This window comes from Ornithinimicrobium kibberense (assembly GCF_006519705.1).
Taxonomy (GTDB): Bacteria; Actinomycetota; Actinomycetes; order Actinomycetales; family Dermatophilaceae; genus Ornithinicoccus; species Ornithinicoccus kibberensis.
Map to the genome: position 1 here is coordinate 113,215 of NZ_VFXM01000005.1, position 20,463 is coordinate 133,677.

General features: G+C 73.5%; 19 protein-coding genes. 4 read left to right on the forward strand and 15 right to left on the reverse strand.

Features of this window, described 5'->3' with window-relative positions; genetic code table 11:
• Positions 1-64: 64 nt before the first annotated feature.
• Together FJR00_RS05520 and pcrA are read right to left on the reverse strand one after the other, a co-directional pair.
• Entirely contained in the window at positions 65-469 is a 405-nt protein-coding gene (locus tag FJR00_RS05520) for a coenzyme B12-dependent isobutyryl CoA mutase small subunit (RefSeq protein WP_075959085.1), read from the reverse strand.
• Between the two features lie 53 nt (positions 470-522).
• Positions 523-3,021, reverse strand: a complete 2,499-nt coding sequence (gene pcrA, locus FJR00_RS05525) for a DNA helicase PcrA (protein ID WP_141337818.1) — start codon at positions 3,019-3,021, stop codon at positions 523-525.
• Between the two features lie 133 nt (positions 3,022-3,154).
• On the opposite strand from pcrA, the gene FJR00_RS05530 reads away from it, so the two are divergent.
• The 3 genes from FJR00_RS05530 to FJR00_RS05540 are packed head-to-tail and all read left to right on the forward strand — an operon-like array spanning position 3,155 to position 5,147.
• Positions 3,155-3,577, forward strand: a complete 423-nt coding sequence (locus FJR00_RS05530; RefSeq protein ID WP_083664293.1) for a hypothetical protein — start codon at positions 3,155-3,157, stop codon at positions 3,575-3,577.
• On the forward strand, positions 3,574-4,017 hold the full coding sequence (locus tag FJR00_RS05535; protein WP_075959087.1) for a hypothetical protein: 444 nt from the start codon (positions 3,574-3,576) through the stop codon (positions 4,015-4,017). The genes FJR00_RS05530 and FJR00_RS05535 overlap by 4 nt, the downstream gene beginning before the upstream one ends.
• Positions 4,014-5,147 carry a lysylphosphatidylglycerol synthase transmembrane domain-containing protein gene (locus FJR00_RS05540; RefSeq protein ID WP_181409508.1) on the forward strand — a complete coding sequence of 378 codons (1,134 nt, stop codon included), beginning with the start codon at positions 4,014-4,016 and terminating at the stop codon, positions 5,145-5,147. Before FJR00_RS05535 ends, FJR00_RS05540 begins: the two co-directional genes overlap by 4 nt.
• On the opposite strand, the gene FJR00_RS05545 is transcribed toward FJR00_RS05540, so the two are convergent.
• The 10 genes from FJR00_RS05545 to FJR00_RS05590 form a co-directional block, all read right to left on the reverse strand.
• Positions 5,054-5,995 (reverse strand): type 1 glutamine amidotransferase, encoded by a 942-nt coding sequence (locus tag FJR00_RS05545; protein ID WP_141337820.1) that lies wholly within the window; start codon positions 5,993-5,995, stop codon positions 5,054-5,056. The two genes, FJR00_RS05540 and FJR00_RS05545, sit on opposite strands and share 94 nt — an antisense overlap.
• Positions 5,992-7,305 carry a DUF1727 domain-containing protein gene (locus FJR00_RS05550; RefSeq protein WP_141337821.1) on the reverse strand — a complete coding sequence of 438 codons (1,314 nt, stop codon included), beginning with the start codon at positions 7,303-7,305 and terminating at the stop codon, positions 5,992-5,994. The genes FJR00_RS05545 and FJR00_RS05550 overlap by 4 nt, the downstream gene beginning before the upstream one ends.
• Positions 7,306-7,310: 5 nt before the next feature.
• Positions 7,311-8,897, reverse strand: coding sequence for a glutamine-hydrolyzing GMP synthase (gene guaA, locus FJR00_RS05555; RefSeq protein WP_141337822.1), 1,587 nt, complete (start codon positions 8,895-8,897; stop codon positions 7,311-7,313).
• Positions 8,894-9,229, reverse strand: coding sequence for a DUF3817 domain-containing protein (locus FJR00_RS05560; RefSeq protein ID WP_141337823.1), 336 nt, complete (start codon positions 9,227-9,229; stop codon positions 8,894-8,896). The genes guaA and FJR00_RS05560 overlap by 4 nt, the downstream gene beginning before the upstream one ends.
• Complete coding sequence (locus FJR00_RS05565) at positions 9,226-10,035, reverse strand: SURF1 family protein (protein WP_181409509.1); 810 nt, start codon at positions 10,033-10,035, stop codon at positions 9,226-9,228. The genes FJR00_RS05560 and FJR00_RS05565 overlap by 4 nt, the downstream gene beginning before the upstream one ends.
• Before the next feature lie 72 nt (positions 10,036-10,107).
• A complete protein-coding gene (locus FJR00_RS05570) occupies positions 10,108-11,490 on the reverse strand; it encodes a YncE family protein (protein WP_141337825.1) in 1,383 nt (460 codons plus the stop codon).
• The gene (locus tag FJR00_RS05575; protein WP_141337826.1) at positions 11,480-12,598 is read right to left on the reverse strand and encodes a GuaB3 family IMP dehydrogenase-related protein; all 1,119 of its coding nucleotides are present in this window, start codon (positions 12,596-12,598) and stop codon (positions 11,480-11,482) included. Before FJR00_RS05575 ends, FJR00_RS05570 begins: the two co-directional genes overlap by 11 nt.
• A 50-nt stretch (positions 12,599-12,648) precedes the next feature.
• Positions 12,649-14,169: an IMP dehydrogenase gene (guaB, locus tag FJR00_RS05580; RefSeq protein ID WP_141337827.1), complete on the reverse strand. Its 1,521-nt coding sequence runs from the start codon at positions 14,167-14,169 to the stop codon at positions 12,649-12,651.
• Complete coding sequence (locus tag FJR00_RS05585; RefSeq protein ID WP_238330326.1) at positions 14,166-15,605, reverse strand: hypothetical protein; 1,440 nt, start codon at positions 15,603-15,605, stop codon at positions 14,166-14,168. The genes guaB and FJR00_RS05585 overlap by 4 nt, the downstream gene beginning before the upstream one ends.
• Before the next feature lies 1 nt (position 15,606).
• On the reverse strand, positions 15,607-16,200 hold the full coding sequence (locus FJR00_RS05590) for a sigma-70 family RNA polymerase sigma factor (protein ID WP_238330327.1): 594 nt from the start codon (positions 16,198-16,200) through the stop codon (positions 15,607-15,609).
• Between the two features lie 264 nt (positions 16,201-16,464).
• On the opposite strand from FJR00_RS05590, the gene FJR00_RS05595 reads away from it, so the two are divergent.
• Positions 16,465-16,755 (forward strand): WhiB family transcriptional regulator, encoded by a 291-nt coding sequence (locus tag FJR00_RS05595; protein ID WP_075959100.1) that lies wholly within the window; start codon positions 16,465-16,467, stop codon positions 16,753-16,755.
• Positions 16,756-16,868: 113 nt separating this feature from the next.
• On the opposite strand, the gene groL is transcribed toward FJR00_RS05595, so the two are convergent.
• The 3 genes from groL to FJR00_RS05610 all read right to left on the reverse strand — a co-directional run bounded on the left by groL (position 16,869) and on the right by FJR00_RS05610 (position 20,411).
• Positions 16,869-18,476: a chaperonin GroEL gene (groL, locus tag FJR00_RS05600; protein ID WP_141337829.1), complete on the reverse strand. Its 1,608-nt coding sequence runs from the start codon at positions 18,474-18,476 to the stop codon at positions 16,869-16,871.
• A gap of 177 nt (positions 18,477-18,653) precedes the next feature.
• On the reverse strand, positions 18,654-18,950 hold the full coding sequence (gene groES, locus FJR00_RS05605; RefSeq protein WP_202876599.1) for a co-chaperone GroES: 297 nt from the start codon (positions 18,948-18,950) through the stop codon (positions 18,654-18,656).
• Positions 18,951-19,142: 192 nt separating this feature from the next.
• Positions 19,143-20,411 (reverse strand): phospholipase D-like domain-containing protein, encoded by a 1,269-nt coding sequence (locus FJR00_RS05610; RefSeq protein WP_141337831.1) that lies wholly within the window; start codon positions 20,409-20,411, stop codon positions 19,143-19,145.
• Positions 20,412-20,463: the final 52 nt, after the last annotated feature.

Below are 20,463 nucleotides of genomic sequence, written 5' to 3' on the forward strand. Positions count from 1 at the left end.
GTGGTGGTTGGTCGGAACAGGTGTGCCACCGGCCCGGAGGGACGTCCGCCGGACGGGCCGGACCTCAGGCGGGCTGGGCGAGGTGCTCGTCCACCCACCGGGTGATCGAGGAGGTGCTGGTGCCGGGGGTGAAGACCTCCGCCACGCCCATCTCCTTGAGCACCGGGATGTCGTCCTCGGGGATGATGCCGCCGCCGAAGACGACGATGTCGCGGGCGTCCTGGTCGGCGAGCAGGTCCAGGACCCGTCGGAAGAGCGTGAGGTGGGCGCCGGAGAGGACCGACAACCCGATCGCGTCGGCGTCCTCGGCGACGGCGGCGGCGACGATCTGCTCCGGGGTCTGGTGCAGCCCGGTGTAGATCACCTCCACACCGGCGTCGCGCAGGGCGCGGGCGACCACCTTGGCTCCCCGGTCGTGGCCGTCCAGACCCGGCTTGGCCACGACCACGCGCAACGGTGATGAGGTCATGGCCGCAGACTATCGCAGGCCGTGGGCCCGGCCGGGGGCACCTGCCCGGCGGCTCACAGCCTCTCGAGGGGCGCCACCCGCAGCAGCAGACGCTTGACGCCGGTGTCCCCGCCGAAGTCGACGTGGGCCATCGCGTGCCGGCCGGTGCCCTCGACCCGGACGACCGTGCCCAGCCCGAAGGAGTCGTGGCTGACCCGGTCGCCCTCGGCGAGCGCGGCCAGCTCGGCCTCCTCCGCCTCGGTCCGTTCGCGCCGGGGGGCGCTGCCGCGGGGGTCCAGCCGCACGGCGGCCGGCCGGCCGGGTCCCCGGTCGGTGCCCCACCCGCCCTGCCAGCCGAAGCCCTCCGCCGCCGACCGCCGGCCGCCCACGCTGGCGCGGTCGGCGTCGGTGCGCTGCCAGGTGACCAGCTCCTCGGGGATCTCGTCCAGGAAGCGGGAGGCGGGGAACCACTGGGGGGCTCCGAAGGCCGCCCGGGTCCCGGCCCGCGAGAGGTGCAGCTGCTCGCGGGCCCGGGTGATCCCGACGTAGGCCAGCCGGCGCTCCTCCTCCAGCTCCGCCGGGTCGTCGAGGCTGCGCTGGTGGGGGAAGGTCCCGTCCTCCAGCCCGGTGAGGAAGACCACCGGGAACTCCAGACCCTTGGCGGTGTGCAGGGTCATCAGGGTCACCACCCCGCCGCCGTCGTGCTCGTCGGGGATCTCGTCGGCGTCGGCGACCAGGGAGACCTGCTCGAGGAAGTCGACCAGGCCGCCGTCGGGGTAGGTCTCGTCGAACTCCCGTCCCACGGCCACGAGCTCGGCGAGGTTCTCCACCCGGGTCTCGTCCTGGGGGTCGGTGCTCGCCCGCAGCTCGGCGAGGTAGCCGGTGCGCTCCAGGATCGCCTCCAGCAGGTCGCCCACCCCGCCGTCGGGGTCCTCCGCGACGCCGCCCAGCTGCTCGAGGAGCCCGGTGAACGCCGTGATGGCCGCGACGGAGCGGGACGCGATGCCGGGGGCGTCGGCGGCCCGGCCCAGGGCCGCGACGAACGGGATGCGCTCGCGCTCGGCGAGCGCCGCCACGGCCCCCACCGCCCGGTCGCCGATGCCGCGCCGCGGGGTGTTGAGGATGCGGCGCAGGTTCACGTCGTCGGCCGGGTTGGCCACCACCCGCAGGTAGGCCAGCGCGTCCTTGATCTCACGGCGTTCGTAGAACCTGGTGCCGCCGACCACCTTGTAGGGCAGGCCGGTGCGCACGAGCACCTCCTCCAGCGCGCGGGACTGGGCGTTGGTGCGGTAGAAGACGGCCACGTCACCGGGGCGGACGCCCCGCTCGTCGGCGAGCTCGTCGATGCGGCGGGCCACGAACGAGGCCTCGTCGTGCTCGCTGTCGGCGACGTAGCCCACGATCGGGTGCCCGTCGCCGGTCTCGGTCCACAACCGCTTGTCCCGCCGCCGGGGGTTGCGGGCGATGACGGCGTTGGCGGCCTGCAGGATCGTGGCCGTGCTGCGGTAGTTCTGCTCGAGCAGGATGGTGCGCGCGTCGGGGTAGTCCTGCTCGAACTCGACGATGTTGCGGATCGTGGCCCCACGGAAGGCGTAGATGGACTGGTCGGCGTCGCCGACGACGCACAGCTCCGCCGGCGCCAGCGCCCGGCCGGTGCCGTCGACGATGTCGCCCTCGGTGCCCACCAGCTCGCGGACGAGGGCGTACTGGGCGTGGTTGGTGTCCTGGTACTCGTCCACCAGCACGTGCCGGAACCGCCGGCGGTAGTGCTCGCGGACGGCGGGGAAGGCACGCAGCAGGTGCACCGTGGTGGCGATGAGGTCGTCGAAGTCCAGGGCGTTGGCCTGCCGCAGCCGACGTTGGTACATCGTGTAGGCCTCGGCGACCTTCTGCTCGTAGGGGTTGGCCCCGACCGTCGCGGCGAAGGTCTCCTCGTCGACCAGCTCGTTCTTGGCCGCGGACACCTTGGCCAGGAAGGCCCGGGGCGGGTAGCGCTTGGGGTCGAGGTCCAGGTCCCGTACAACCATCCCCATGAGCCGCTGGCTGTCGGCCGCGTCGTAGATGGAGAAGGTCGACCGCAGGCCGGCCGTGGCCGCCTCCCGGCGCAGGATGCGCACGCAGGCCGAGTGGAACGTCGAGACCCACATCGCCCGGGCCCGGGGGCCGACGAGGCCCTCCACCCGCTCGCGCATCTCGGCGGCCGCCTTGTTCGTGAAGGTGATGGCCAGCACCTGTCCCGGCTGGACACCGCGCTCGGCGAGGAGGTAGGCGATCCGGTGGGTCAGCACGCGGGTCTTGCCGGAGCCCGCGCCCGCGACGATGAGCAGCGGGCTGCCGGCGTGGACGACGGCCTCCCGCTGCGGGTCGTTGAGCCCGGCGAGCAGCTCGGCCACCGACCGGCCGAGGGCCGAGGGGCTGGGGGCCGGTCCGCCGGCCGAGGTGCCGGCCGTGTCCGCCGGCCCTCCCTCGACCGCCCACGCGGGCACCCCGCGGTCGTCCACGTCGGGCGTCCCCCCGCCGGAGGGGGAGGCCGGCGGGAGGTCGAAGGAGAGGTGGTCGAACAGGCTGCTCATCGTCCGTCCATGGTAGGCGCCGCCGGCGACCCACCCGGCCGACCTCCACACCCTCGGCGGCGCGGGCGCGGCATACCCTGGGACGCGTGCGCACCCCCTCCCTGACCGCCCCGACCGGATCGGGGCCCCTCCCGTGACCGGCGCCCTCCCCCTGCCGGCCGCTGCCGCGCAGGGTTCCGCCAGCTATCTGGACGCCCCCACCCTGGCCGTGCTGGTCGCCGGGCTGCTCGTGGCCCTCGTCTGCCTGGTGGCCGGCCTCAACGGGCGGGCGCCGGGCCCGGTCACGGTCGGTGCGACGGTCCTGCTGCAGGTCGGGGTCCTGGCCTACCTGGGCCTGTACCTGTGGCGGCAGGTGGCCGGCCAGTCCCCCGGCGGGCCGGGCTGGGAGCTGTGGGCCTACCTGGTGACCGTCGCCTTCCTGCCCGCAGTCGCCCTCATCTGGGCGCGCGAGGAACGCACCCGCTGGAGCACCTTCGTGCTCTCCGTCGCGGCCTTCACGGTGGCGGTCATGGCGGCCCGCTCGGCCCAGATCTGGTACGGCGTGGGATTCGGATGAGGGCACCCACCGCCCACGCCGGCGACCGGCGGCACGGGCCCGGACGGGTGATCCTGGCGCTCTACCTCGTCTTCGTCGTGGGGACCGTCTCCCGGTCGGCGGCCCAGATCCTCACCCGGTTCGACGAGGCACCCCTGGCCTACACGCTGTCCGCCGTCGCGGCCGCGGTCTACGTCGTGGCCCTCGTGTCGCTGTCGTTGCCGGGCCGGGCGGCCTGGTGGGTCAGCGTCGTCGCCCTGTCGGTGGAGATGGTCGGCGTGCTCGTGGTGGGCACCTGGAGCCTGCTCGCCCCCGAGATGTTCCCCGACGCCACCGTCTGGTCGGGCTACGGGGCCGGCTACCTGCTCATCCCCCTCGTGCTGCCCGCGGCGGGCCTGTGGTGGCTGCTGTCCGACCGGGGAGCCCGCGCCCGCGACGCGGACGCGGTGGTCGCCCGGTGAGCCGCGAGGCTCCCACGCTCAGGGCGCCGGGCCGGCGCGAGGTCCTGCAGTCGCTGGCCGGCCTGGCCGCCGTCGTGCTGCTCATCGCCTTCGGCCTGCCCCACCTGCTGGACACCTCCTGGGACGCGATCGGCACGCAGCTCGCCCGGCTGCGGGCGGGGCCGGCGGTGGCGATGGGGGTGCTGCTGCTCGCCGGCCTCTACTGCTACACCTTCGTCCTCACCGGGTCCCTGCCCGGCCTGCGGGCCGGGCGAGCGCTGCGGCTCAACGCGGTGACCGCGACCGTGGCCAACCTCGTCCCCCTGGGGGCGGCGGTCGGGGTCGGCGTGGCCTGGTCGATGCTGCGCACCTGGGGGTTCTCCCGACGGGCGATCTCCAGCTCGTTCCTCGTCACCGGGATCTGGAACCTGCTGGCGCGCGTCGCGCTGCCCGTCGTGGGCTCCCTCGTCCTGGTGGCCGGCCCCCTCGACGCGCCGGACGCCGTGGTGACCGGGGCCTGGGTGGCCGGTGCCGTCGGCACCGGCGTGGTCGCCCTCACCACCCTGGTCCTGCTCTCCGACCGGGTCTCGGCCGTGGTGGCCGCCGGGGTGCGGGTCGTGGCCCGGCCGTTCAGCCGTCAGGTGAGGGCCTCCGGGAGCACCGCCGACCGTGTCGTCGTCGACCAGCGCCGCCGGATCCTCGAGACCGTGGGCAGCCGCTGGGCGACGATGACGCTGGGCATGGCAGGTCAGTTCGTCCTCCTGTTCGGGCTCTACTGGGTCGCCGCCCGCTCGGTGGGCATGGACCTGCCGGTCGCCGCGCTGGTGTGCGCCTACACCTTCCGCCAGCTGCTGACGGTCCTGGCGGTGACACCCGGCGGTCTCGGGGTGACGGAGGTGGGCACCGCCGGCGTGCTCGTGCTCCTCGGGGGCGACGCGGGGGCGGCCTCCGCGACGGCGCTGCTGTATGCCGTGTACGCCCACCTGCTCGTCGTGCCGTTCGGGCTGGCCGCACTGGCGCACTGGTGGAGCAGGTCGGGCCGTGCCCTCGTGGGTGGTCAGCCGGGCCCGGCGGAGACCGTCCCGGCCCTCCCGGGGCGACGGGGGACCCAGGACGACAGCCGGCGCAGCCGCCGCGACGGCCCGGGCTGAGCACCCTGCAGCAGCCGCTGCACCTGGTGGCGGTGGGCGCCCAGGGCCAGCGAGTCGTCGACGGGCTCGGGGACGAAGTCCCCGGTCGCGCGCCGCGCGGCCAGCTCCAGCAGGCCGTCGGCCAGGGCGGGGTTCGCGGGCAGGAGGGGCCCGTGCAGGTAGGACCCGATGACGTTGCCGGTGCGGGCGCCCTCGCTCCCGTCGGTGCCGTTGTTGCCGCTGCCGACCCGCACGCGCCCGAAGGGCTCCTGGCCCGGGCCCAGGACCGTGGCGCCGGAGTGGTTCTCGTAGCCGACCACCTCGCCCATCCCGGTCTCCAGGACCACCGGACCGATCATCCGGGTGGCGTTGCCGGTGGTCGTGACCGACAGGATGCCCAGGCCGGGGAGGCGGGTGCCCTCGACGGTGACGAACTCCTGGCCGAAGAGCTGGTACATCCCGCAGATCATCAGCATCGGGACGCCGTCCGCCGCGAGCTGGCGCAGCCGGTCGGCGTGGACCGCCAGGTCGTCCTGGACCCGGGCCTGCCCGCTGTCCTGGCCACCACCGCCGAGGACGAGGTCCACGCGCTGCGGCCACGGACCGCCGGGGTGGTGGTCGTGGACCACCGGGCGGTAGCCGTGCCACCGCAGCCGGGCCGCCAGGCAGCGGGTGTTGCCCAGGTCCCCGTAGATGCTCATCTCCCGGGGGTAGAGGTGGACCAGGTGCACCTCCCCCTTGTCGGCCGGGACCTGCGCCAGCCCGGTGACCTCGTCGGGAAGCCCCTCGTCGAACTCCGGGGGCAGGTCCGTCCCCGGACGGGAGGCCGGCTGGTCCGCGTGGGGGGACTCTCCGATGGGGCCGGTCATGCCGTGGGCTCCTCTCCGAAGCGGGCCAGTCCGTAGCGGTCGGCCAGGCGCCGCCGCAGGTGCATCATCGCCGTGTAGGTGCAGAAGATCCGCGTCGGGCGACCGCGGTGGTCGGCCAGGAACCGGTCCAGGGCCCGGTCGAGGTCGGTCTCGACCTGCCCCACCTCGACGCCGTCGTAGCGCAGCCGTAGGGCCATGTCCCACCCGCGCACCCCGCTCGTGAGCGCGACCCCGCGCTCCCGCAGCGACTCGAAGGAGACGTCGTAAAGCCAGGAGACGTCCCGGCCGTCGGCGTAGTTGTCGTTGATGGCGACCATCGTGTCCACCGGCTCGCCGCCGTAGGTGCCCAGCGCGACGGTGAAGCCGGCCGGGTTCTTCACCAGGACCAGCTCCAGGGGCGCGCCGTCCACGTCGACCACCTCGCCCCGCCCGAACGGCGGGTTCACCGCGGCGAGGGCGCGGGCGGCGGTGCCGGCGGAGAACTGCTCCCCCAGCAGCGCCCGGGCGGTCGTGGTCGCCGCCGTGGCGTTGATCATGGCTGCCAGCCCCCGCTGGCGCAGGACGACGGGGCCCACGTCGTCCCCTCCCGGGAAGCGCACGGTCAGGGCGCGCCCGTCGGGGTCGGGCAGCAGGAGCCCGTCGCCGACGCCCAGCTCGGGCCGGGCCTCGGCGTCCTCGAACCGGACGTCGGCCTCCTGCAGCTCGGGCAGCCGGTCGGCGATGCTCGGGTCCACCCCGAACCAGCGGACCTGCACGCCCGGTCGCAGGCTGCCGCGCACCCGGGAGATGAAGGAGTCGTCGGCGTTGAGCACCACGCCGGTCGTGGTCTGCTCGCCCAGCCGGGTCAGCAGCCGGGCGGTGTGGTCGATCTCGGCGAACCGGTCGAGCTGGTCACGGGCCACGTTGAGCAGCAGCGCATGGGTCGGGGGCACCTGCGCGGCGAAGTGCAGCGCGTGCGCCTCGTCCAGCTCGACGACGGCCACGTCCGCGTCGAGCCGGCCGTCCAGGCGCACCTCCCCGAGCAGCGAGGAGATGACCCCCCGGGTGAAGTTGGACCCGGTGGGGTTGGTGAACACCCGCCATCCGTGGGCGCGCAGCAGGGCCACGAGCATCTTCGTCGTCGTGGTCTTGCCGTTGGTCCCGGAGACGACGACGACGCCTCGGGGCAGGGACCCCAGGGTGTGCCGCAGCACGGCGGGATCGATCTTTTCGGTCACCAGACCGGGCAGCGCCGACCCCCCGCCCCGCAGACGGGAGACGACCCGGGCCGCGCGGCCGGCGACGAGGGCGGCGGAGGTGCGCAGCCGCATACCCCTCACTCCCACTCGATCGTGCCCGGCGGCTTGCTGGTGACGTCGAGCACGACCCGGTTGACCTCGGGCACCTCGTTGGTGATCCGGGAGGAGATCCGGGCCAGCACGTCGTAGGGCACGCGGGTCCAGTCGGCCGTCATGGCGTCCTCGCTGGAGACGGGTCGCAGCACGACGGGGTGGCCGTAGGTGCGTCCGTCACCCTGCACCCCCACCGAGCGGACGTCGGCCAGCAGGACGACGGGGCACTGCCAGATGTCGCGGTCGAGCCCGGCCGCGGTCAGCTCCGCACGGGCGATCGCGTCGGCGCGGCGCAGGACGTCGAGCCGGTCGGCGGTGACCTCGCCGACGATCCGGATGCCCAGGCCGGGGCCGGGGAAGGGCTGGCGCCACACGATCCCCTCGGGCACCCCGAGCTCCAGCCCGACCTGGCGGACCTCGTCCTTGAACAACGCCCTGAGCGGCTCGATCAGCTCGAACTGCAGGTCGTCGGGCAGCCCGCCGACGTTGTGGTGGCTCTTGATGTTGGCGGCGCCGGTGCCCCCGCCGGACTCGACGACGTCCGGGTAGAGGGTGCCCTGGACGAGCCAGCGGACCGGGTGGTCGTCCTCGTGGCTGGCTTCGTGGGCGCGGACGACGTCCCGGGCGGCCTGCTCGAAGACGCGGATGAACTCCCGGCCGATGATCTTGCGCTTCTCCTCGGGGTCGCTGACCCCGGCCAGGGCGGAGAGGAAGCGTTCGCGGGCGTCGACGACGACCAGGTCGACCCCGGTCGCGGCGACGAAGTCCTCCTCGACCTGCTCGGCCTCCCCCTCGCGCAGGAGCCCGTGGTCCACGAAGACGCAGGTGAGCTGGTCGCCCACCGCCCGCTGGACGAGCGCCGCGGCCACCGAGGAGTCGACCCCGCCGGACAGCCCGCACAGCACCCGGTCCTTCCCGACCTTCGCCCGCACGTCCTCGACGAGCTGCTCGGCGACGTTGCCGCTGGTCCAGGTCGGCTCGATGCCGGCCCCGCTGACGAGGAAGTTCGTCAGGATCTCCTGCCCGTGCGCCGAGTGCAGCACCTCCGGGTGCCACTGGACGCCGTAGAGGCGGCGGTCGTCGTCCTCGAAGGCCGCCACCTCGGCCCCGGGCGTGGTCGCGGTGACCCGCGTCCCGGGGGGTGCCGTCGTGACGGCGTCGCCGTGGGACATCCAGACCTGCTGGCTGCCCGGCTGCCCGGCGAAGAGGGTGCTGCCGGTGTCGGTGACCGCGGCGGTGGTGTCGCCGTACTCCCGGGCCCCCGTGCGGGCCACCTGGCCGCCGAGCGCGTGGGCCATCGCCTGGAAGCCGTAGCAGATGCCCAGGACCGGGACGCCGGCGGTGACGACGGCCTCCTCGAGGGCCGGCGCGCCCTCGGCGTACACCGAGGAGGGACCGCCGGAGAGGACGATCGCGGCAGGGTCCCTGGCGAGCATCTCCGCAGCCGGCATCGTGTGGGGCACGATCTCGCTGTAGACGTTCGCCTCGCGCACCCGGCGGGCGATGAGCTGGGCGTACTGCGCTCCGAAGTCGACGACGAGAACCGGGCGCTGGTCGAGGGGCTGGGTCACGCGGCCACCCTATCGGCGCCGGCCCGCTCGCCCGCGATCTGCGCCGAGGCCTCGCGGCTGACCCGGTGCTCGACCCAGAACGACAGGAACGGCACGCACCCGGCGAGCATGACGAGGACCATCCGTCCCAACCCCCAGCGCAGCTCGAAGCCCAGCAGCGCGACCGCGGCGACGTAGACCATGTAGAACCAGCCGTGCGGGGCCGGCCACCACGCCAGGGCCCGGTTGTCGAAGCCGTAGCGCAGCACCATGTGCGCCAAGAGCAGCAGCAGGCCCACCCCGACGAGGAAGGCCATGACGCGGAAGAAGGTCAGCTTGGCACGGGCGGTCATCGGAGGTCTCCTCGGGAGCCGGTGGTGGTCAGGGGTCGGGAGTCGTCCCGGGGTATGCCGTCCGCGTCCGGGTCGGGCGGGCGGCCGCCGCGGGCGGCCTCGCGGAGGAAGCGCAGGTACATGTACACGGCGAAGGCGGCGAAGACGAACCACTGCAGCCCGTAGCCGAAGTTGCGCCAGACGATCCCGCTCTCGCCGAAGACGGGCGGGGGGACGCGCACCACCTCGGCGGAGGTCAGGGCCGGTTCCTCCTCGACGAGGAAGAGGAAGCCGGTGAACAGCGGCTCGTCCCAGTCGTTGACCAGGTCGGCGCTGTCGATGGATCCGCGCTGCCCCTCGGGCCACGGGCCGCCCTCCGCGGGCGACTCGCTGGGAGCCAGGGTGCCGGTGACCTGGACCGGCGTGTCGTCCGGACGGTCGGCGTCGGCCGGGTCGGTGACGAAGCCGCGCACGACGGGCAGCAGGGCCGGTCCGTCCGTGGAGGAGGTGCGCACGGGCGTGACCACCCAGTAGCCCAGCTCGCCCTCCAGCAGCCGGTCCGGCACGAGGAACTGGTGCTGCGCGGCATACCCCCCCTCGGCCGTCACCGAGAGCCCGGCCGCGTCGTCCGGGAAGGTCTGGTGGGGCTCCATCACCTGCGCCAGCGGTTCCGTGGGGCGGGCGGCCTGCTCGGCGGCCCGTTCCCGGGCGGCCTCGTTGCTGCTCACCCCGATCTGCCAGGTGCCCAGCTGGACGAACGCCCAGACGATCGCCAGCAGCAGCACCAGCAGGGCCAGCCAGGCGGGCCGGAGGGCGGTGCGGATCACCGTTCCAGGGTAGGCGATCCGGCCACCCGGACCGACCATCGCCCGCGGGCGGGCGGAGCCCCGTGGCCCGGGCTACAGCGGCGTGCTCTGGTCGTCGAAGACGTAGATGGACCCGTTGTAGCAGGCGACCCACACCGTGTTGGTGACCGGGTCGTAGTCGATCCCGATGGGGTCGGCGTCCACGTTGCGCTTGTCGATGACGGTCATGTCGGAGGTGCGGATCTTGGCGACCGTGGCCTCGTTGTAGTTCACCACGTAGAGCGCCGTCTCGTCCGGCGACATGGTCACGCTGCGGGGTTCCAGGCCCGGCGAGACCTCGTCGACGATCTCGTCGGTGGCGGTGTCGATCTTGTAGATCGTGTTCGCCGAGCTCACGGTCATGTAGAGCGTCGACCCGTCCTCGGTGAGGTTGAGGTGCCGGGGCCGCAGCGTGGTGTTCATGACCAGCTCGCTCGTGCCCGCCTCGATGTCGATCTTGAACAGCGACTGGGCGTACATCGCCACGACGTAGGCGGTGTTGCTGTCCGGCATGATGGCGATGCCGCGCGGCGACTCGTTGACGTCGATGACCTTGGTCTCCTCGGCCTTCTCGACGTCCACGACCGAGATGCTGGCGTCGCACCAGTTGGAGACGAGGATCGTCGACTGGTCGGGGGTGATCTCCAGGTACTTGGGCACCGCCCCCACCTTGATCACCTGGTCCCAGGCCATCTCCTCGGCGTCGAACCGGTAGAGGAAGGAGGGGCCCACGCCGCTGTCCTGGGTGCAGGCGTCGAAGCCCTGGACCCCGAAGTTCTCGCCGTACATCGTGTACTGGGAGACGTAGGCGTAGCGGCCGTCGGCGGTCCAGACGGCCTCCACCGGGGAGCCCTGGGAGACGCCCGGGTGTCCCTCGACGCCGAACTCGGACAGGTCCAGCGCGTCGTCCAGGACGGCGACCTGCTCCCGGGTGACGGAGTCGAACACCGTCGAGGTGTGGGAGTACATCATGTTGTTGGCGATCATCAGGCCGTGGTCGGAGGACATCACCGACTTGGGCGTCATCCCGCCGGTGAGGTAGTCCACCGACTCCATGGCCGTGGTGTCGCTGGGCAGCTCGTTGGGCACCGGCTCCCGCTGCCAGATCGGCGGTGGCCCCTCGCTCGTGGGTGCCTCGTCGTCGGCCTCCGCCTCGTCGGCCTTCGCCCCGGTGTCCCCGGTCGCCGCGTCGCCGTCCGACGTCTCGTCCCCGGGGGCGGGGGCCGGGGCCGCCACCCCAGGGGCATCCTGACCACCGGCGGCGTCCGCCTCGTCGCGCCCGGCCAGCCACACGGCCAACCAGACGACGAGCACGAGGAGCAGGACCCCGACACCGGCGGCGACGGCCCGCCGACGACGCACGTAGACCGGGTCCGTCCGGACCCGCAGTCCCCCGGGTCCGGGACGGTGCCGGCCGTTGACGTCCTCAGTTGCCATAGGGGGCCACCACAACTTCCACGCGCTGGAACTCCTTCAGGTCCGTGTACCCCGTCGTGGCCATGGCCCTACGCAGGGCGCCCATCATGTTGGTCGTGCCGTCGGCCGCGGTCGCGGGCCCGACGAGGATCTCCTCGAGGGTGCCGACCGTGCCCACGTCCACCCGCTCCCCCCGCGGGAGCTGCGGGTGGTGGGCCTCCGGGCCCCAGTGGAAGCCGCCTCCCGGCGCCTCCGAGGCCCGGGCCAGGGCGGCGCCGAGCATGACGGCGTCGGCGCCGCAGGCCACCGCCTTGACGATCTCCCCCGAGTTGCTGGCCCCGCCGTCGGCGATCACGTGCACGTAGCGCCCCCCGGACTCGTCGAGGTAGTCGCGGCGGGCCGCGGCGACGTCGGCGATCGCGGTGGCCGCCGGCGCGTGGATGCCCAGGCTGGTCCGGGTGCGGTGGGCCGACCCACCGCCGAAGCCCACGAGCACGCCGGCGGCACCGGTGCGCATCAGGTGCAGCGCGGCCGTGTAGGTCCCCGCACCGCCGACGACCACGGGGACGTCCAGCTCGTAGATGAACCGTTTGAGGTTCAGCGGCTCGGCGCGGCCGGACACGTGCTCGGCGGACACCGTGGTCCCCCGGATGACGAACAGGTCGACCCCGGCGTCGACGACCGCCTTCCAGAACTGCTGGGTGCGCTGCGGGGAGAGCGAACCGGCCACGGTGACCCCCGCCTCCCGGACCGACCGCAGGCGTTCGGTGATCAGCTCGGGCCGGATCGGCGCGTCGTACAGCTCGCGCATCCTGGCGGTCGTCCGGGCCGGGTCCAGCGAGGCGATCTCGGCGAGCGCCGCGGACGGGTCCTCGTAGCGGGTCCACAGACCTTCGAGGTCGAGCACGCCCAGCCCGCCCAGCCGGCCCATCTGCACCGCCGTCTCCGGGGAGGACACCGAGTCCATCGGGGCGGCCATGACGGGCAGCTCGAAGTGGTAGGCGTCGATCTGCCAGGAGATGGAGACCTCCTCCGGGTCCCGGGTGCGCCGGGAGGGGACGACCGCGATGTCGTCGAAGGTGTAGGCACGACGCCCACGCTTGCCCCGGCCGATCTCGATCTCGCTCACCCGCCCAGGCTACCCAGAGACGAGGCGTGCCCCGGACCGCACACGCTGGATCACCGGGTGTAGTTCGGCGCCTCCGCGGTCAGCTCGATGTCGTGCGGGTGCGACTCCTGCAGGCTGGCCTGGGTGATCCGGACGAACCTGGCCTTCTCCTGCAGCTCGGGCACCGTGCGCGCCCCCACGTAGAACATGGCCTGCTTGAGGCCTCCCACCATCTGGTGCACGACGGCGCTGACCGCGCCCTTGTAGGGGACCTTGCCCTCGACCCCCTCGGGCACGAGGTGCTCGTCGCTGGCGACCTCGGCCTGGAAGTAGCGGTCCTTGGAGAAGGACTGCTGCCCCCGCGAGCTCATGGCGCCGAGGGAACCCATCCCGCGGTAGCTCTTGAACTGCTTGCCGTTGACGAGGATCAGCTCCCCCGGGCCCTCCTCGCAGCCGGCGAGCATGGAACCCATCATCACCGTCTCGGCCCCGGCCGCCAGTGCCTTGGCGATGTCGCCGGAGTACTTCAGCCCGCCGTCGGCGATCACGGGGACGCCGTGCTCCCGGGCGGCGGCCGCCGCCTCGTGGACCGCGGTGAGCTGGGGTGCGCCGACCCCGGTGACGACCCGGGTGGTGCAGATGGCACCGGGGCCCACGCCCACCTTGACGGCATCCGCCCCGGCCTCGACGAAGGCCCGCGCCCCCGCTGCCGTGGCGACGTTGCCCCCGACCACCTGGACGTGCCGGGTCGCGGGATCGGACTTGAGCCGCCGGACCATCTCGGTGAGCAGCCGGACGTGTCCGTGCGCGGTGTCGGCCACGAGGACGTCCACGCCGGCCTCGACCAGGGTGCCGGCGCGTTCCCAGGCGTCGCCGAAGTAGCCGATGGCGGCACCGACGAGCAGGCGCCCCTGGCCGTCCTTGCTTGCGCGCGGGTACTGCTCGGACTTCACGAAGTCCTTGACGGTGATCAGCCCGACGAGCCGTCCGTCGTCGTCGACGAGCGGCAGACGCTCCCGCTTGTGCGCCCGCAGGATCCGGGTGGCCTCCTCCCGCGAGACGTCCCCCGGCGCCGTGACCAGGGGGGTGTGCGTCATCACGTCGCGCACGAGGGTCCGCTCCCACTCGGCCACGGGGGTGAACCGCAGGTCCCGGTTCGTGCAGATGCCCAGCAGCCGGCCGTCCTCGTCGACCACCGGCAGCCCGGACACCCGGTAGGTGCCGCAGACGTGGTCCAGGTCCTCCAGGGTGGCGTCGGGGCCGATGGTGATGGGGTTGGTGATGCGACCCGTCTGCGTGCGCTTGACCATGTCGACCTGGTCGGCCTGGTCGGCGACCGAGAGGTTGCGGTGCAGGATCCCGATGCCTCCCTGGCGTGCCATGGCGATCGCCATCCGCGCCTCGGTGACGGTGTCCATGGCGGCCGAGACGAGGGGGACCCGGAGGGAGATCTCACGGGTCATCCGGCTGGTGGTGTCGATCTCGTCGGGGGTGAGGTCGGTCTCGCCGGGCAGCAGGAGGACGTCGTCGTAGGTGAGCCCCACCTGGGCGAAGGCCGGGGGCACGGGGCTGCTGTCGTCGACCAGACTCATGGACCGAATCCTAGAGCGCCGCCGGCGTCGGTCCGGACCCGCCCGGTCGACCCGGACGGCGCGCCGAGCTCGTCGTCCCCGTCGGACTGCCGGTGGTCGCCCGACCCCGCTGCTGGGCTCGTGTCCGTCGGCCGGAGCGGCTCCTGCGGCGCAGGCTCCTCCGTTACGGGCCCGTCCTCGGTCCCGGCGCCGGGGTCCGCCTCGGCACCGGGGGCCATCTCCGGGTCCGCCTCGGCACCGGTGCCCGGCCCGGTCTCGGGCTCCGCCTCGGCGCCGGTGCCCGGCCCCGTCTCGGGCCCCGCCTCGACCACCGGGCGGCCGGCTCCCCCGGGCTCCACGGGGGTCACCGGTTCGGCACGGCCGGGGGTGGCCGGGGGTTCCGACCCACCTCGCTCGCCCGACGGGTCCTGCACGGCGGGACGCCCCGGGGCGGTCGGGACTGCCGGCCCGCGGTCCCGTGTCGGGTCACGGCCGGGGGGTGGCGCCGGCACAGACTGGGTGGAGAGCAGGGCCGCGTCGGCCGGCTCGGCCGGGTGCGCCGGCTCGGCCGGGACGCCGGGCCCCCCGGGGTCTGCCGGATCTGCCGGCACGGCCGGCCCTGCCGGGCGGCCAGGGCCGTGCGGTCCCGCAGAGGCGTCGACCGGGGGCACCACCTGCGTGGCGGCCGATGGACCTGGATCTGCCGGCGCTGCGTCCTCGGGCACCCCTGGCTCCTGGGGCGGGTACGCCGGCAGCAGGAGTGCCGGGACGGTCGCGGCCGGCGTGGCGTCCGACGGTGGGGCGAGCAGCACACCGTGACGGACCGGCACGGTCCGCCGCACGGCCTCGTCGGGCGCCGCCGCGGGAGCGGCGTCGGCGACAGGTTCCTGGGGGCGCACCGCCGGAGCGGTCCTGTTCTCGAGACCGTCGCCCCGCCCCAGGGCGACGCCGGCCTGCGACGAACCATCCGCCCCGTCCGCGGCCGCCAGGGCCGTCGCCTCGGCGTCATCCGCGTCGGCCGCGCCGGGCGGCAGGAGGGACCACCGCCCGATCACGGGCGCGAGGGCGCCCGTGGACGGGCCGGTCGCCACCGGTGGACGGACGTTCACCGCCGAGGTGTCGTCCGCCGTGCCCCAGCCAGGACGGTCCACCGAGGTGACGGCCGCCGCCAGGGACGAACCGGCGATGAGAGCCGCGGCCAGGCTGGCTCCGCCCAGCCACCGCCGCAGACCCGTCGGTCGGCGGGGCCCGGCGACCGGGACGGCGGGGCGACGGTCCGCCCCGGTCCGGCCCCTCGTCGGGGCGGCTGCCCGACCCTCGGCCGGCCCAGGGTCGACGTCGACAGCCAGCGCGAGGAGCGCCCGGGCCGCGGGGTCGGAACCGCACCCCTCGGCCCGCCGGTCGCCCAGGGCATCCAGGAGGTGGTCGGTGCGGAGGAGGTCGTCCACGCTCGTCATCTCACCCTGCCTCCCACCGGTCGCGCAGCGCCGCGAGGGCCCGGTGCTGCAGGACCCGCACGGCCCCGGGGGTCGACCCGATCACCTCGGCCGTCTCGCGGGCGCTCAGGCCCACGGCGACGCGCAGGATGAGCACCTCCTGGTGCTTCTCCGACAGGCTCGACAGCACGTCCCGCACGCGGGAGGCCTCGTCGGCGGCCAGGACGTCGTCCTCGGCGGACCCGACCAGCTCACGGGGCCATGCCTCGTCGTGCACGTCCGTCGTCACGGGTCCTCTCGCGTGCGCCCGCTGCGCGTCCGCGACCTTGTGCGCGGCGATCCGGTAGACGAACGCCTCGAACGGCGCCCCCCGGTCGTCGTAGGCCGGCAGCGCGGTGAGCACCGCCATGCACACCTCCTGGGCAACGTCGGCCGCCAGCTCGGCCGCGGCCGGGTACGTCCCGAGCCTGGCCCGGGCGTAGCGCAGGGCCAGGCGGTGCACGCCGGCGAGCAGCTCCTCCCGCGCCCGCTCGTCCCCCTCGCGTGCCCTCGTCGTCAGGGACACCGACCCGGCCTGGGGCGTGCGGTCCTCGAGCGTGCCGGGATCCGTCGCCACGGCCATCACCGTCCTGCCCCCTGCCGAGACACCGGCCCGCCGCACCGGGCCACGCCCCGTCTCCGAGGCCCGACCCCAGGGCACGGGGGAGGACGACATCTGTCCCCACCTCCTTGCCTGGCCGACGGGCCGGTCCCACCCCCAGGGGGGAGCCATGGAGCGACTTTACCCTGGGCATACCTTGATCGGGTATAAACCGTGGTGAGGCTATTGTGCACACCAGGGGGGCCACACGCTCCAGCGTGCTCCCGGGAGGAGAGAAACGTGGCGGAGACCGTCCACCAGCCGGGTCCTGTCGCCGACCTGTGGGAGTGGCAGTTCGAGGGGGCCTGCCGCACCGCGAGCCCGGAGGTGTTCTTCCATCCCGAGGGGGAACGCGGGCCTGCCCGCCGCCGACGCGACGAGCGCGCCAAGGAGGTCTGCGCCACCTGCCCCGTGCTGGTGCGCTGCCGGGAGCACGCCCTCGCGGCCCGGGAGCCGTACGGGGTGTGGGGCGGGATGACCGAGGACGAGCGCCAGGCCTACTACGCCCAGGAGGACGCCGCCGGGGCCTGACGGCACCACCGCGGTCACGTCGCAGCCCTGGACCGGCCCGTCCGGGCCGCCCCGTGACGAAGGCCCCCACCCGGTGTCCCGGGCGGGGGCCTTCGTCGTGCGGACGACGGGCGTCAGTGGCTGTGCCCGTGCCCGTGGTCGTCCTCGTCCTCCTCGGGCTTCTCCACGACCAGGGTGTCCGTGGTCAACACCATGGCGGCGATGGAGGCGGCGTTGCGCAGCGCCGACCGGGTCACCTTGACCGGGTCGATCACACCGGCGGCGAACAGGTCGCCGTACTCCCCGGTGGCTGCGTTGAGCCCCTGCCCGGGAGCCATCTCGGCGACCCTGGTCGTAGCCACGTAGCCCTGCAGACCGGCGTTCTCGGCGATCCAGCGCAGCGGCTCCGCGACGGCGCGACGCACCACCTGGGCGCCGACGGCCTCGTCGCCCTCGAGCTGGAGGTCGTCGACGGCCGTGGCCGCGTGGACCAGGGCGGAGCCGCCGCCGGCGACGATACCCTCCTCGATGGCGGCACGCGTGGCCGACACCGCGTCCTCGATCCGGTGCTTCTTCTCCTTGAGCTCGACCTCGGTGTAGGACCCGACCTTGATGACGCAGACGCCACCGGCCAGCTTGGCGATCCGCTCCTGCAGCTTCTCCCGGTCCCAGTCGCTGTCGGAGGCCTCGGCCTCGCGCTGCAGCTGCGACACCCGGTCGGCGACCGCGTCGTTGTCCCCGCCGCCCTCGACGATCGTCGTCGAGTCCTTGGTGGAGACCACGCGCCGGGCGGTGCCCAGCACCTCCAGGCCGACCTGGTCGAGCTTGAGGCCGACCTCCTCGGCGACGACCTGGCCGCCGGTGAGGATCGCCATGTCCTGGAGCATCGCCTTGCGCCGGTCGCCGAACCCGGGAGCCTTCACCGCGACCGCGTTGAAGGTGCCCCGGATCTTGTTGACGACCAGCGTGGAGAGGGCCTCGCCCTCGATGTCCTCGGCGATGATCAGCAGCGGCTTGCCGGCGCCGACGACCTTCTCCAGCAGCGGCAGCAGGTCGGCGACCGCGGAGATCTTGCCCTGGTGGAGCAGGATCAGCGCGTCCTCGAGGACGGCCTCCATGCGGTCGGCGTCGCTGACGAAGTAGGGCGAGAGGTAGCCCTTGTCGAACTGCATCCCCTCGGTGAAGTCCAGCTCCATCGCGGTGGTGGAGGACTCCTCCACCGTGATGACGCCGTCTTTGCCCACCTTGTCGAAGGCGTCGGCGATGAGCTGGCCGATCTCCGGGTCCTGCGCGGATAGGCCGGCGACCTGGGCGATCTCGTCCCGGCCCTCCAGCTCCCGCGCCGTCTCGAGCAGTCGGTCGTTGATCGCGGCCACCGCGTGGTCGATGCCACGCTTGAGCGCGGCCGGCCCGGCACCCGCGGCGACGTTGCGCAGGCCCTGGTGGACCATGGCCTGGGCGAGCACGGTGGCAGTCGTGGTGCCGTCGCCGGCGATGTCGTTGGTCTTGGTGGCGACCTCCTTGGCCAGCTGGGCACCCAGGTTCTCGTAGGGGTCCTCCAGCTCGACCTCGCGGGCGATGGTCACGCCGTCGTTGGTGATGGTCGGCGCGCCCCACTTCTTGTCGAGGACCACGTTGCGGCCCTTGGGGCCCAGCGTGACCTTGACGGCGTTGGCGAGGGCGTCCACGCCTCGCTCCAGCGCCTTGCGGGCGTTGTCGTTGAACTCAAGCTGCTTGGCCATCGGCGCACAGCTCCTTTCGGGGTATGGGGTGGGGACGCACGCGGCCCCGCCCCACCGCGCCGCGGGGGCGGGTCGGGCGGGGCCGGTTCGTGCGCTGGCCGGCGACGCCGGCCGTTCTGGACCCGGGCCGTGCCGAGCCGCGGCGGGCCGGGCGGGTACGGGTCCTCACCGGGTGTGTCAGCCGACGACGGCCAGCACGTCGCGGGCGGAGAGGATCAGGTACTCGTCGCCCCCGTGCTTGATCTCGGTGCCGCCGTACTTGCTGTAGATGACGCGGTCGCCGACCTGGACGTCCATGGGGACCCGCTCGTCGCCGTCCTCGTTCCAGCGGCCCGGGCCCACGGCCAGGACCTCGCCCTCCTGGGGCTTCTCCTTGGCGGTGTCCGGGATGACCAGACCGGAGGCGGTGGTCTGCTCGGCCTCGACGGCCTTGACGACGATGCGGTCCTCGAGCGGCTTGATGGAAACCGACACGGTTACCTTCCTTTGCATGGGGCCGACCGGGGGTCCCCGGCCGGTGCGGTCGTGGTGCGGACATCACTCCCTGCGCGCCCGGTCGCCGTCGCGGGGGTCGGCCGAACGTGCTGGCACTTGCGTACCGAGAGTGCTAAGGACGAATCTAGGCACGTCCTTAGCACTCGGTCAAGCCGAGTGCCAGGACGGGCGTCAGAGCAGCGGCTCGAGCGGCCGCAGGGCTTGTTCCAGGAGGTGGTAGTAACGGGGCCGCTCCTGCCACTCCTCCAGCGTCAGCTCGCGGCACGCCTCCAGGTCCCGGCGGAAGATCTCCTCCATGCGGCCGGCCTGGGCCGGGTCCACGATCTCCATGTTGATCTCGTAGTTGCCGCGCAACGACAGCCGGTCGATGTTGGCCGTGCCGACCGTGGCCCACTCGCCGTCGACGGTCGCCGTCTTGGCGTGCACCATGACGTTGCGGTAGAGGTGCAGGTGCACCCCGCCCTCGAGGAGCGTGGCCCAGTAGGAGCGGGCCACGACGTCGGCCAGCACGTGGTTGGACCACTCGGGCAGGATGACCCGGACGTCCACCCCGCGGCGTGCCGCGGCGAGCAGCCCCTCCAGGATCTCCTTGTCGGGGATGAAGTACCCCTGGGTGATCCAGACCCGGTGCTGGGCGCGGTCCATCGCCTCCAGGTAGAGGGCCCGGACCGGGTAGATGAGTCGGCTCGGCTCGTTGCGGGCGGCCCGCACCGAGGGGTTCCAGTGACCGGACCCGCTGTCCGGCAGATCCGGCAGACCGCGGCGGTGGTGCCGGTTCCAGAAGTCGACGAAGGAGTTCTGCAGCTCCCACACGCCCGGCCCCCGCACCCGCAGGTGGGTGTCGCGCCACTCGGTGGCGTAGAGCGAGCCGATGTTGTACCCGCCGACGAACCCCACCGTCCCGTCGACGACGAGGATCTTGCGGTGGTCGCGTCCGGTGCGGCGGACGTCCACCAGGGGGATGCCCGAGCGGATGACCGGGAACCCCAGGACGTGGACCCCGCGGGGGAACTTCTTGAAGGCCGACGGCACGACCAGGTTGGCGAACCCGTCGTAGACGACGCAGACGAGCACGCCACGTCCGGCGGCCCGGACCACCGCGTCCTTGAACCGCTGCCCGACCTGGTCGCCCTTCCAGATGTAGGAGGCCAGGTAGACGAAGTGCTGGGCCTCGTCGATGGCCGCCAGCATGTCCTCGTAGAGGACCTCCCCGTAGGTGTAGGTGGTGATCTCGTCCTGGCCGACGGTGGTATGCCGGGGGTTGTCGGCAGGGGCCTGGTGCTCGCTCCGGGGGCTGCGCCGCTTCCGCAGCTCGTCGGCCGCGACGACGCCGGCCGCCAGGCCGAACTGGGCCGTGAGGGCCCAGCCGACCGCGCGCACCGCCACCCGTCGGCCCCGCCGCAGCAAGGCCCGGAACTCGGGGTCGAGCACACGGTCCATGCGCGCAATCTACTGGCCCGGACACCTCCACCGGGGGGCCAGGGCCACAATG

Coding starts and splice junctions, on each gene's coding strand:
- FJR00_RS05520 (WP_075959085.1), bottom strand. CDS start 469: ATGACCTCATCACCGTTGCGCGTGGTCGTGGCCAAGCCGGGTCTGGAC.
- pcrA (WP_141337818.1), bottom strand. CDS start 3,021: ATGAGCAGCCTGTTCGACCACCTCTCCTTCGACCTCCCGCCGGCCTCC.
- FJR00_RS05535 (WP_075959087.1), top strand. CDS start 3,574: ATGAGGGCACCCACCGCCCACGCCGGCGACCGGCGGCACGGGCCCGGA.
- FJR00_RS05545 (WP_141337820.1), bottom strand. CDS start 5,995: ATGACCGGCCCCATCGGAGAGTCCCCCCACGCGGACCAGCCGGCCTCC.
- FJR00_RS05550 (WP_141337821.1), bottom strand. CDS start 7,305: ATGCGGCTGCGCACCTCCGCCGCCCTCGTCGCCGGCCGCGCGGCCCGG.
- FJR00_RS05560 (WP_141337823.1), bottom strand. CDS start 9,229: ATGACCGCCCGTGCCAAGCTGACCTTCTTCCGCGTCATGGCCTTCCTC.
- FJR00_RS05570 (WP_141337825.1), bottom strand. CDS start 11,490: ATGGCAACTGAGGACGTCAACGGCCGGCACCGTCCCGGACCCGGGGGA.
- guaB (WP_141337827.1), bottom strand. CDS start 14,169: ATGAGTCTGGTCGACGACAGCAGCCCCGTGCCCCCGGCCTTCGCCCAG.
- FJR00_RS05585 (WP_238330326.1), bottom strand. CDS start 15,605: ATGACGAGCGTGGACGACCTCCTCCGCACCGACCACCTCCTGGATGCC.
- groL (WP_141337829.1), bottom strand. CDS start 18,476: ATGGCCAAGCAGCTTGAGTTCAACGACAACGCCCGCAAGGCGCTGGAG.
- FJR00_RS05610 (WP_141337831.1), bottom strand. CDS start 20,411: ATGGACCGTGTGCTCGACCCCGAGTTCCGGGCCTTGCTGCGGCGGGGC.